Genomic DNA, 13,308 nt, shown 5'->3' with positions numbered 1-13,308 from the left:
TACAGATACTGTTGCAAATTAAATAATTCAAATAAAAAACGTATTATCTTTTATGGATAATACGTTTTTTTATGATAAAAATTAAATATTATATTCTTTGGCAATTTGAGCAAATTCTTCTACTCTTGCAGAAATATCCTTTGCTCCTAAAACGGCAGAACCTGCTACAATTACATTTGCACCAGAAGCAAAACATGTTTTTATTGTTTCAGGATTTACACCACCATCAACTTCAATATCATATTTATAATTATTTTCTTCACGAAATTTTACTAATTCTTTTACTTTTTCCATCTGGTCTTCCATGAATTTTTGACCACCAAAACCTGGTTCTACAGTCATTACTAAGACCATATCTAATTCACCTAATAAATCTTTTATTTCACTTATTGGTGTTGCTGGTTTTACAGCGATAGCTGCTTTCATACCACATTTTTTTATTTTATCTACTGTAGCTTTTGCATCTTTAGTTGCTTCAATATGGAAACAGAAAATATCTGTACCAGCTTTAGCGAACTGTTCTACATAACGTTCTGGTTCTATAATCATCAAATGCACATCAAAAACCATTTTTGTATATTTGCGAATAGACTCAACAACAGCAAGACCAAAAGATAAATTAGGTACAAAAACCCCATCCATAATATCTAAGTGAAGATAAGGGACTTTTGCTTCATCTAATTTGGCTAATTGTTCTTTTATAATACCAAAGTCAGCTGCTAATAATGATGGTGCTAATTTATACACAATATCACGTCCTTATTTATTAATCTATAATTAATTGTAGCCCAAAGAATATTTTTCGTCTATAGTAGCTTTTTAATTTATACCTTTTGATGTATAATCATCTTAGATATTTAATTATTTTTTTATAAAAATAATTAATAAACTATGAAATTATTACGAAAGGATTGATTTAATTGAATTGGAAAGCTGTTTTAGCCATTTTGACTTGCAATGTTGTACTGATGTCAGCTAGTTATACTATGCTCATTCCATTTTTACCTATGTATTTAATTAATGAATTAGGTGTAACATCTGACAATGTAAACATGTGGTCAGGCATTATATTTTCCGTAACATTCATCGTTAGTGCTGTTATGGCTCCTATCTGGGGCAAATTATCTGACAAAAAAGGGCGAAAACCTATGGCAGTACGTGCTGGAGTAGGTCTTGCTATTACTTATTTCATCTGTGGTATCGTTAGCTCTCCTATTCAATTAATGTTTGCTCGTATTCTCCAAGGTTTTGCCGCTGGACTTTGGCCTGCTGAACTTGCTATTATGTCCTCTTATGCTCCCAAAGAAAAGCTCGGTTTTTGTATGGGCGTAATGCAAGGTGCTTTAACTGCTGGCGGAGTTATTGGCCCATTACTAGGTGGCGTATTAGCTAGCGTATTTGGTATGCGAGTTTCCTTCTTTATCTCCGCAGGTGCTCTCGCTTTGATTACTTTAATCACCTTAATTTTCATTAAAGAACCACCTCGTGAAGCTAAAACACCTGAACAATTAGCATTAGCTAAAGAAGCAGAAAAAGTAAATTTATTAAAAGTGCCTATGATTAGACGTATGCTTGAATGTGCTGTTGTTATCCAAATGGCAATTTTAATTCTTCAGCCTATATTAACGTTATATGTAGCTGAACTACATCATAGCATGGATAATGTTATCATGTTATCTGGTATGGTCTTTTCTTTAGGTGGTTTTGCTGGAGCTATTTCTGCACCGCTTTGGGGTAGATATGGTCAATCACATGGATTTTTCCGTACTATGTGTATAACCCTTGCTGGTACAGGTTTTATTTTAATCATTCAATCCATACCTAGCACGCTTACTCCATTTGCTATTTTGCAGTTTGTTTGTGGTCTATTCTATGCTGGTGTATACCCATCAATTAATTCTATTTTAGTTAAAAAAAGTCCAGCCGAACAACGTGGTCGTATTTTTGGTTTGATGTTTGCAGCCCAACAAATTGGTTCAACTATTGGCCCATTAGTTGGTGGCTTTATCGGCACTTTCTTTGGTTTAAAATTTGTCTTTATTTTCGCTGGAATTTTGATGTTCATAACAAGTGCCCTAATGTATCTCAAACCACCAATTAGTAGAAAACCTCGTAAAAGATTTGCTAATTAAATAAATGAAAAAGTGCAAGTAAGAAATTTCCTACTTGCACTTTTTTTGTTTCACGTGAAACATTTTATTTCTGTTTCAACTTATTTTCACTATCTGGTGTGATTTTAAACCATGCTGCATACATTGTTGGCAAAATGAGCAAAGTTAAAATCGTAGCGACTACTAAACCACAAGAAATAGCAATTGCCATAGAGCCCCAAAGTGTACTTGGTACAAGTGGCATCATTCCAAGTATCGCCGCTGCTGCTGTAAGCATTATTGGACGGAAGCGTAATACAGCAGAATCAATAATAGCATTCCATGGTTTTTCACCATCAAGCATATGTTTCTTTATCTGGTCAATCAAGATAATTGAATTACGAATAATCATACCAAATAAAGCCAAGATACCTAATACTGCCACAAACCCAATTGGTTTATCAAACAATAACATACCAAAGCTAACACCAATTAAGCCAAGTGGAGCTGTAAGTACAGTCATTATCATTAACTGTACACTTCTCAACTGGAACATCAATATAGTAATAACAGCTATGACCATAACAGGTATAGGTTTTAACAAATGTTCCATGGCTGTTTGACTATCTGACATAGCTCCATCTGGTTCAATGCTATAACCAAATGGTAAATCTTTTTGTAAATCAGCTAATTGATTATATATTTTTTCAGTTGCATCATTGGCTGTTCCTTGATAAATACTACCACGAACAGTGATTGTAGGTTTTAAATCACGACGCCAAATAACACCATCTTCTGCACGATAACTAATTTTAGCAATCTGTTCAAGTGGTACATATCCATATTGCCCTAAATAAATTGGTAAATTACGCACTTTTTCCAGATTATCTCTATCGTCATCAGATAATCTCATCACTATATCAATGGTTCTATCACCTTGATAAAATTGAGCAGCTGTTGCTCCTGTAAGTTCTGTATATAAAGTCTGAGCAACCATTTGACTAGATATACCCATTGCTCTCAATTTATCTTGGTCTAATTCTAAATGAATTGTTTTTGCTTTTTCTTGCCAGTCAAAATTTACATTGTAAATATTACTATCTTGGCGCATCTTCATAGCCACTTCATCAGCTATATTTTTTACCTTATCCACATCATATCCTGAAACTCTAATCATTACAGGATAATCAGCAGGTGGCCCCATTTGTAAAAATTTAATATTTGATTGTACTGCTGGAAAATCTTCATTTAAGATTTTAAATAATTTTTGATTTAAATATTCTCTAGCTTCTACATCTTTTGCTGTAATTACAAATTGAGCATAATTATCTTTTGGTAATACAGGGTCAAAAGTCAATACAAAACGCGGAGATCCTTGACCTGTATAATAAGCAAAATTATCTATTTTATCTTGTTCTTCACTTAAAACAGCTGCCAATTTTTCAGCTTGTTCTTCTGTAGCCTTTATAGATGAACCTTCTGGCAAAGTAAGTTCTACTACAAGCTCTGGTCTTTGAGATGGTGGGAAAAATTCCTGACTTATAAATTTCATACAATAAATAGAAATAGCAAATATAACCACTGTGCTAGACAATATTATTTTTTTATGTGTTAAACAATAACATAATATCTTTCTAAAAAATGTATAAAATTTACTTTGATATGGGTCTATATTTCCCTTTTCATCTTTTTTTACTTTAACTTTAATTATTTTATAACCATATAATGGAGCTACCATTACAGATACAATCCAAGATAAAATCAAAGCTATGGCAATTACAGGAAATAACGCACTACAAAATTCAGATGCTAATCCATCGGCAAAAGCTACAGGTATAAAACCTGCACAAGTGATTAATGTACCGCTAAGCATTGGCATAGCTGTCGCTTTATACGCATAACAAGCAGCACTAAATCTATCTAAACCTTCTTCAAGTTTTACACTCATCATTTCTACAGCAATAATAGCATCATCAACTAATAAGCCTAAAGAAATAATCAACGCTCCTAAAGAAACCTTATGCAAATCTATACCCAAAGCTTCCATAGCAACAAATACGCCTAAAATAACAAGAGGTATACAACCTGCAACTACCATACCTGTTCTGAGTCCTAAACTCAAAAAACTGACTGCCAATACGATGATAATTGCTTCTCGCAGGGAACCTACGAATTCATCTATTGAGTCTTTTACCACTTGTGGCTGATTAGATACTTGATTTATCTCTAAACCTGTAGGTATATATTTTTGCACTTCTTCAATAGTATTTTGTAGATTATCACCTAGAGTTAAAATATTACCTCCAGCTTCCATAGAAACAGCAAGACCTATAGCTGGTTTTCCATTATAAAACATCTTTGGTTCTGCTGGCTCTACATATCTACGTTCTACTTTGGCTATATCTGCCAAACGCAAAATTTTGCCCCCAGCATTGATAGGCATTTCTTTGAGCATATCCACATCAGCGAATTGACCACTTAAACGTAAATATACATTATCTGTTTGAGTTTCAATCATGCCCGCAGGTGTCATTTGTTGTTGAGTCTGCACTGCTTGCATGATATCTTGAGGACTAATACCCAATTCAGAAAGCTTATCTAATGAAGCTTCTATATATATTTTTTCAGGCTGTTCACCTACAAGTTCTACTTTGCTGACATTATCCACAGTCAATAAGATACGTCTTATTTTTTCTGCCTTTTCACGCATTTCTTCATAAGAATAACCATCACCTGTAATAGCATATATAGAACCATATACATCATCAAATCGGTCATTATAATATGGCCCATAAACACCTTCTGGTAAATCCTTTTTTATATCATCAACCATATTGCGAACTTCAAGCCATGTAGGTCGTATCTTATCATTATCTATATCATCACGTAAATTAACATAGATAACAGCTTCGCCTGAACGCGAAAAACTTTTTACATAATCAAGACCTGGTGTATCTTGCAATTTTTTCTCAATCTTATCTGTAACTTGTTCTTCCATCTGTGAAGCTGTCGCTCCTGGCCAAGCTACAGATACTACCATTTGTCTAATCGTAAATGAAGGGTCTTCCATTCGTCCCAATTTCGTATAGGAAAAAATTCCTGCAAAAAAAATCACAACGATAAAGTACCAGACTAGATTTTTATTTTTTAATGATACTTCTGTTAAATTTCTCATAAAGTATCACCATCCGCTAATTTTACTGATTGCCCTTCATAAAGTTTATGCACACCTGCTGTTACTACTACATCACCTTTATTTAATCCACTGACAATCACATCATTTTTTCCCAAAGATATTACATTTATATCTTTTAATTCCACACAAGAAGCATCATTGACGATCCAAACTTGAGTTTTATTTTCCACTTGATACAATGCACTCAATGGCAAACTAATATTTGTATCACCATTATTTGCTCCTGCAAATATAACATTTGCAGTCATACCTAATTGAATATCAGATGGAGGATTTACAAGGCTAATTCTAACTTTATAAGTCTTTGCTACGGCATCAGCTATCGGTGATATTTCTCTGACTACACCTTGAACAGTAGTGCCTTTTAAAGCCCAAAAATCAACTGTCGCATTTTGACCTATGCTTATATCTTGAATTTTATTTTCAGGAATGGATATTTCAATCTCTCTTTCTCCATCTTGAATAAGCACAGCTACGGTCTGACCTGCACTTACGACTTGACCAGTTTCACCACTTACACTAGAAATAACACCATTTGCATTTGCGACTAATTGTGTATAACCCAAAGAATTATATCCTTGTGTCGCTTGAGCTACAGCTTGATTATATGCTGATAAAGCACTATCATAAGCATTTTGATATTGGTCTAAAGATTGAGCACTAACTGCATTAGCTGCATATAACTGTTCATATCTAGCAAGATTAGATTGTGCTAAATTCAATTGCGATTTAGCAGCCTCTACTTGAGCATCATAGGCATTTACACTCTGTCTAATATCTTTGTCATCAATGACCATCAAGATATCTCCTGCTGATACTCTATCTCCTAAATTTATATTTCTAGATAATATTTTTCCACTAACTTGAAAAGCTAAATTAGTTTCATAACGACCTTTAACTACACCTGCATAATTATCTTCATTACTACTTGCACCATAATCAATTGTCTGTGTTTTTACATAAACAGTGTTATCCACAACTTGTTCATTTTTTCCACAACCTGTGCATAAATATAAAGATAATAACAAACATAGCACAAAAAATATTTTCTTCATCATAAATCCCTCCTTCTATATTCATTTCTATTTTATTCATCACTTATATAATATCAGAAAAATCCTAATATAATAACAAATTTTATCATATCACCTCAAGAATGAATAAATTCATTCATTTAAATATTACTACAAATAAACTATGCCGTCAAATAAAAAAACTAAGTGTTGATATAATATAACACCTAGTTTTTTTACATCTATATCTATAAAATGTTTTCCCAACCTTCACCTAGTAATTCAGGCTCTTTTATATTTAAAATCAATACTAAATTTATCTTTAAATACTTTAAAAAAGACTTAATATAATTCTTTATATCTTGCTTAGGCATTTCTTCATGAAAAGTATGTACCAAACCAAAAATAAAAATCTTAGTCGTTCTTTCTATATCATGACAATTAAATATCTTTTCTTCATTACCTTGCTTAATTATCGGTATAATCACTTCTATAATCTGTCTGGAAATACTATCTAATCTATCCGCACGTAAGGCACTTACTTCACTATTAGCTTCAAACTCACCATGTTTGATAATATATTGAAAAAGTCTTTTTATCGTAATATTAAATTTATCAATTGCTTTCATATTTTCAGGAAAAGGTTGTCTTATTTGAATTAAAATCTGCTGTGCATAAAATTCAGCAGTTGCTGTGAATATCTCCGCTTTAGATTTAAAATAACGATAACATAATCCTTGAGATATATTTAAATATTTAGCAATATCTTGTATAGTTGTATGCTCATATCCCTTTTGGGAAAATAAATGTAAGGCTGCTTCTATGATTTCTTGTTTTCTCTCTTCTGGGTCTTTAATAATTCTTACACGAGAATTACTCATTATCTCCACCTTTACCTTTCCTAAATATAAATTGAATTAATTCATTATTTATCATTTTTATTTATTTTGTCAATAAAAAAACCCTGATAACAATTTATCTCTGTTATCAGGGCTAGGTATATTACTATATATTTTTATAAATTAAGCATAATACATACTTGCATTTATAGCATTAATAATTTCTTTTTCAGTTTTAGCTGTCTTAGAAGCTTTCAACTGTGCAGGTGTCATTGGTTGTACATATTTAGAGAAATGATTTCTAATAAATCTTGTATCAATATCACCTGTGCAGAAATATTCATTTTTCAAAATACGTTGATGAAGTGGTATTGTTGTTTTGATGCCACCAACTTTAAATTCATTTAAAGCACGACGCATAATTTTAATAGCATCACCGCGAGTACGTCCGCGTACTACGATTTTTGCAATTAAAGAATCATAATATGGAGATATGGAAAGGCCTGCACAAACACCACTATCTACACGAACACGAGGTCCACCAGGTTCTAAGAAGAAATCAATTTTTCCTGGAGATGGCATGAAGTTATTATCTGGGTCTTCAGCATTGATACGACATTCAATAGCATGACCTGTGAATTTTACATCTTCTTGTTGTAAGTCTAAAGATTCACCAGCTGCTATGCGAATTTGTGTACGCACAAGGTCAATACCTGTAACAGCTTCTGTTACACCATGTTCTACTTGAATACGTGGATTGATTTCCATGAAATTAAACTGATTTGTTTTCAAATCAAGTAAAAATTCTACAGTACCAATATTATTGTAGTGAACACTTTTTGCTGCTTTAATAGCTAAAGCACCAACTTCGGCACGACGGTCTGGAGTTAAAGCAATAGAAGGAGATTCTTCTAATAATTTCTGATTACGACGTTGTAAAGAGCATTCACGTTCACCTAAGTGAATAACATGACCATAATTATCAGCTACAATCTGTACTTCAATATGACGAGAATGTTCAATATAATGTTCAAAATAATATTTTACTTTATTTATATCAATGATAGTTAAGATATTTCTTAAATCATCTTCGCTGTTAGCGATAAGCATACCCTTACCACCACCACCAGCTACTGGTTTTAAAATAATAGGATAGCCTACATCTTTTGCTTGTTCAACAGCATCTTCTACGCTAGTCAATGGAGTACTACCTTTTGACATTGGAATACCTGATGGTATCATTGCAGCTCTAGCTTCATCTTTATCGCCAACTTTACGGATAGTATCTGCCCATGGACCAATCCATGTCATTCCAGCTTTAGTTACCATTTCTGCAAAATCAGCATCTTCGGATAAAAATCCATATCCTGGATGAACAGCATCTGCTTCTGTTCTTTCAGCAGCTTCCATTAAAGCATCAATATTTAAATAACTTTCACTAGCATCAGCTGGACCAATATTATAACTATAATCTGCTAATCTTACATGCATTGCATCTGCATCTTCATCAGAATAAACAGCTACAGTTTCTATACCCATTTCTTGACAAGCACGTATGATACGTACTGCTATTTCACCACGATTAGCAATTAAGACTCTTTTAAACATTTATTATGACCTCCTATAAGCCAATCTTATCATTTCATTGGTTCTCTTTATACTAAATACTATTATAAAAGAGCCTTCTTAGTAAATTTAAATATAAATGTTATGGCAATCGGCTCATCTTTAATAAAATCTATAACTTTTTGTTATAGATTTTATACATATATTACATAACTAAAATTATTATATCATAATAAAACAAAATATCAATGAAAAAATATATGTATATATGTATACAATATTTTTAGTCAAAAGTACTTATTGACAGGCTTATAAAGATATTTCAAAATAAAACTATATTATAAGGAAAGAAGGACTTACAAATGATTGATATCTTAGATGTCCACAACCACACAATCGCTAGTGGTCATGCTTATAGCACACTTCAAGAAATGATTGATAGTGCAAAAACTAAAGGTCTAAAATTATTGGGAATTACAGAACATACAAATAAAATGCCTGGAACTTGTTCTGAAATATATTTTTACAATTTTAAAGTTATCCCTAGAAAACAAGATGACCTACTAATTCGCATGGGTGCTGAAATCAATATTATAGATTATGATGGAACTATGGATTTATCCACAAAAGCATTCAGTAAAATAGACTACGGTATTGCTAGTCTTCATGATATATGTATAAAACCTGGTAGCCAAGAAGAAAATACATCTGCCATAATCAATGCTATGAAACATGATAAAATAAAAATTATAGGTCATCCTGATAATGGCTATTATCCTGTTGATTATGAAAAACTCGCTCTTGCTGCTAAAGAATATAATGTTCTTTTAGAACTCAACAATAGCTCTGTACGACCTGATGGTGAACGATTAAATTCTCGTGAAAATATGAAAATCTTACTAAAATATTGTGCACAACATCAAACTAATTTAATTATCAACAGTGATGCTCATATCGCAAATGATGTCGGAAATCATAAATATGTACATCAAATTTTAACTGAAATGAATTTTCCATCCACATTAATTGTGAATACATCTGTGGATAAATTTAAAAAATTTATTGATTAATCACAAAAAATAGATAAAAAACATCTGTTTATCCACAAAAATATATATCATCTTGTGGATAAGTGGATAAATAGAAAAAGATGTGTATATCTTTATAGAGATATACACATCTTTTTTATTTTTTCTTCGCTTTTATTTTATTATTATCCCAAAAAGCCATATCAAAACGTAATTTATTTAATGTATCTTTTATTATATATTCATTTAATTTTTCTGGAGAAATAGCTTTATATAGCATAACTAATTTTATAGCTTCCACACTAGTATAATCATCGGGGGATAATTTACTTGCTATCATTTGAATTAATTTATCACGCATTTTTTTTACCATATCCATATTACAATCTACATATTGTGATATATCTTGATAATTAGCCCATGGCATTTCTTCAAATATTTCAATTATAGTAGCTTCTTTTTCTTCTTTTATTTCTCGCAGACAATTAAAACAAATAGGTTTTTCTTTTGGCGTTAATCTGCCACATCGCTCACAGGCTATCCACCCGTAATCTTTTTTTAATCTTGTTAATTGTATACTTTTTAAATAAATCGTTTTTAATTTTTGCCTTAATTTTTCATCTTCTATTTGTTGAACTTTAGTATCTGCTAATATTAAATCCTCATCTGTTATTGGGACTCTTCGTACATACTTTCCTAAATCAATTTTTCTTTCTAAAACAGATGAATAATTATCTATTTTTTTCTTTCTTAATCTAGTAAATTGTATATCTTTAACAAATTTATACCCTAAAAAATCATTTATTTTTTCAATGATTTCTATCTTTAAATATTGAAAATTATTTGCCCATACAGACGAATTTGCATATACATATAATACACCAAAATTTATTTCTTGAGGGGATATATGTTTTTCTATTTCCTTGCCTACTATATCCCCCCATTTATAAAAAATTTGGTTTTTCTTATACTCTTTTAAAAGACCTAGATTTTTCATTGTTTTAGGAATTATTGTATTTCCAGTCTCAAATAAATTATTTGAATATGCTCTTTTCATATTATTAATTCATATAATAAATAATATTATATGCCTTTCTCATTTATTCACTGACAATTCCTTTTTCTACTTTGAAAAATTTATTTTTAGGGTGGGAATTAAATAAATTTATATCTGTTGCTGTAATTAATGTTTGTACATTATTATCTTGCAATAAAGATAATAAATTATATCTTCTACGCGTATCTAATTCGCTCATCACATCATCTAATAATAATATAGGATATTCTCCTGTTTCAAGCTTTAAAAATTCTAATTCTGCTAATTTTAAAGATAAAACAGAACTACGCTGTTGTCCTTGAGAGCCAAAAGATTTTAATGAAATATCATTGATAAAAAAATCAATATCATCTCTATGTGGTCCAATACTTGTAGACCCCCTATAAATATCATTATCTCTATATTTATTTAATGCCTTTATATAAAAATTAAATAAATCGTCGAAACTATTTAAAGTCTCATTTTTATAATTATGGATATTATATCTTATATTAAGTATCTCCATTTTTTGAGATATTTCATAATGTAATTTTTGAGCTAATTTTGATAATTTTTCTATACCCCTTAATCTTTTTTCCACAATAAATACTGCTGTCTTTGCAATTTGTTCATCCCAAGTGTCTAGCATAGGTATAAGCTTTTTATTTTCACGGATTTTTTTTAATAAATTATTGCGTTGCAATAATAATCTATTATATTGCACTAATTCATTATAATAAATTCTACTAATTTGAGATAATTCTATATCAATAAATCTTCTTCTTAATAGGGGTGAACCCTTAATAAGCATTAAATCTTCTGGAGAAAATAATATCATTGTTAATAATCCTGGTAAATCTTTCTGTTTAATAATTTCTCCATTAAAATTTAATTCTTTTCGCTTATTCTTTTTTAAAATTATTTTTAATATAGAATTAATATCTCTTTTTGAAAATTTAACATTTATACTAGCTTCATCTTTTCCCCATAGTATTAAATCCCCCTCAGTGCGAGTTCGATGAGATATACCTAAAGAAGAAAAATATATAGCTTCAATTATATTTGTTTTTCCCTGTGCATTAAAACCAGTAAAAATATTTATATTTGAAGATAATTTTAAATTTAAATTATTATAATTACGATAATTATATAATGTTAATAAATCTATTTTCATAATTATTACATAGTCTTTGTGCGTACAGGAGTAACAACATAAACAAAGTTTTTATTATCTCTTTGCGTAATAGAAGCTGTTGTTAATGGTTGATTAAAGGAAAAAATAAAGTTTTCAGCATCAATAGCTTTTAATACATCTATAATATATTTAGCATTAAAAGAAATATTTATTCCAGGGCCTTCGATATCTACATTTATTGTTTCTTCTGCTTTACCAATATTTGGATTATCTGAGGAAATTCTTACAATGTTATCCACAAATTCAAAATGAATAATATTATAATCACCAGAACGAGATATTAAAGATACACGGTCTAATGCAGATTGGAATTCATTTTTATTAATATTTACATGTGTTTTAAATTCTTTAGGAATAACGCGGTTATAATCTGGGAATTGACCTTCAATTAGACGTGAAATTACATATATATTTTCATAAGAAAAACTTATTTTATTATGTGTACAGGAAATTTGAATATCTGTTGGTATTTCAGAATTAAATATATGTGTAAATTCATTTAATATTTTTGCAGGAATAATTATTTTAATATTATTATCTGATATATAATTTATATTTTCTTTTATTAATGCTAATCTGTGCATATTTGTTGCAGCCATTACGATATTTTCATCAGTAATATCCATTAAACAGCCTGTAAATACTGGTCTTGATTCATCTGTTGCACAAGCAAAAGATGTTTTTTTGATAAAATTTAAGAATATATCATTTTTTAAATTAAAATTAATTTGACCTTTTAATGGTTCAATAATAGGGAATTCATTTTCTTGCATATTTAATAAATTAAATTGTGCAGAATTAGAGCGAATGTTTACAGAGTTATCACTGTCATTATTTTTTATTTCTACATATTCACCAGGTAAAGTACGAACAACTTCGTATAAATATTTTCCTGGTAATACGATAGTACCTTTTGTTTCAATTATTGCTTTTATTTTACAAATAATGCTGATTTCATAATCTGTTCCTTGTAATTCTATATAATTTTGATGTGCTTTGATATATATGCCAGATAATATAGGCATTTGTGGTCTACTTGGTACAGCTTTTAAAACTGTTTGTATTGCTTGTACAAGTTCTTTCTTTTCACAGGTGATTTTCATGAGTTATCCACTCCTATGTTATTATTCTATTATTATTATATATATATTATATTTTAGTAGTATTAGTAGTAGGTATCTGTGGATATGTTGATAAGTGGCGTAAAACCTTACGATATATGGCTTTATGCCTGTTGATATCTTGTGGATATTTTGTGACTAATTATCCACATATCCACATCATTGTGTATATTATTAAGTTATACACAAGTTATGCACAGCTTATCAACAAGCTTATCCACAAC

The 13,308-nt window shown here is 30.3% G+C and carries 10 protein-coding genes; 2 read left to right on the top strand and 8 right to left on the bottom strand.

Annotated features, from left to right (window positions below):
* Positions 1-81: 81 nt before the first annotated feature.
* Positions 82-747, bottom strand: coding sequence for a ribulose-phosphate 3-epimerase (rpe, locus tag AC5LAX_RS12320; protein ID WP_288909108.1), 666 nt, complete (start codon positions 745-747; stop codon positions 82-84).
* 173 nt (positions 748-920) lie between these two features.
* On the opposite strand from rpe, the gene AC5LAX_RS12315 reads away from it, so the two are divergent.
* Positions 921-2,132 (top strand): MFS transporter, encoded by a 1,212-nt coding sequence (locus AC5LAX_RS12315; RefSeq protein WP_008539215.1) that lies wholly within the window; start codon positions 921-923, stop codon positions 2,130-2,132.
* 64 nt (positions 2,133-2,196) lie between these two features.
* On the opposite strand, the gene AC5LAX_RS12310 is transcribed toward AC5LAX_RS12315, so the two are convergent.
* The 4 genes from AC5LAX_RS12310 to AC5LAX_RS12295 form a co-directional block, all read right to left on the bottom strand.
* On the bottom strand, positions 2,197-5,265 hold the full coding sequence (locus AC5LAX_RS12310) for an efflux RND transporter permease subunit (protein ID WP_288909107.1): 3,069 nt from the start codon (positions 5,263-5,265) through the stop codon (positions 2,197-2,199).
* Complete coding sequence (locus tag AC5LAX_RS12305) at positions 5,262-6,344, bottom strand: efflux RND transporter periplasmic adaptor subunit (RefSeq protein WP_493263863.1); 1,083 nt, start codon at positions 6,342-6,344, stop codon at positions 5,262-5,264. The genes AC5LAX_RS12310 and AC5LAX_RS12305 overlap by 4 nt, the downstream gene beginning before the upstream one ends.
* A 203-nt stretch (positions 6,345-6,547) precedes the next feature.
* On the bottom strand, positions 6,548-7,180 hold the full coding sequence (locus AC5LAX_RS12300) for a TetR/AcrR family transcriptional regulator (protein WP_288909104.1): 633 nt from the start codon (positions 7,178-7,180) through the stop codon (positions 6,548-6,550).
* Between the two features lie 141 nt (positions 7,181-7,321).
* A complete protein-coding gene (locus AC5LAX_RS12295) occupies positions 7,322-8,746 on the bottom strand; it encodes an acetyl-CoA carboxylase biotin carboxylase subunit (protein ID WP_008539219.1) in 1,425 nt (474 codons plus the stop codon).
* A 320-nt stretch (positions 8,747-9,066) separates the two neighbouring features.
* Here AC5LAX_RS12295 and AC5LAX_RS12290 point away from each other — a divergent pair, with 320 nt between their 5' ends.
* Positions 9,067-9,774, top strand: coding sequence for a phosphatase (locus tag AC5LAX_RS12290; RefSeq protein WP_288909103.1), 708 nt, complete (start codon positions 9,067-9,069; stop codon positions 9,772-9,774).
* Positions 9,775-9,889: 115 nt separating this feature from the next.
* Here the strand turns inward: AC5LAX_RS12290 and AC5LAX_RS12285 are convergent, their stop codons facing one another.
* Genes AC5LAX_RS12285 through dnaN form a run of 3 tightly spaced genes read right to left on the bottom strand, consistent with a single transcriptional unit; the run spans position 9,890 to position 13,066 of the window.
* A complete protein-coding gene (locus AC5LAX_RS12285) occupies positions 9,890-10,789 on the bottom strand; it encodes a DciA family protein (RefSeq protein WP_288909102.1) in 900 nt (299 codons plus the stop codon).
* 43 nt (positions 10,790-10,832) lie between these two features.
* The gene (gene recF / locus AC5LAX_RS12280) at positions 10,833-11,942 is read right to left on the bottom strand and encodes a DNA replication/repair protein RecF (protein ID WP_288909100.1); all 1,110 of its coding nucleotides are present in this window, start codon (positions 11,940-11,942) and stop codon (positions 10,833-10,835) included.
* A 5-nt stretch (positions 11,943-11,947) separates the two neighbouring features.
* A complete protein-coding gene (dnaN, locus tag AC5LAX_RS12275) occupies positions 11,948-13,066 on the bottom strand; it encodes a DNA polymerase III subunit beta (RefSeq protein WP_288909098.1) in 1,119 nt (372 codons plus the stop codon).
* Positions 13,067-13,308: the final 242 nt, after the last annotated feature.

The organism is Megamonas sp. (assembly GCF_986095205.1).
This window is presented reverse-complemented; position numbering and strand designations above follow the sequence as displayed.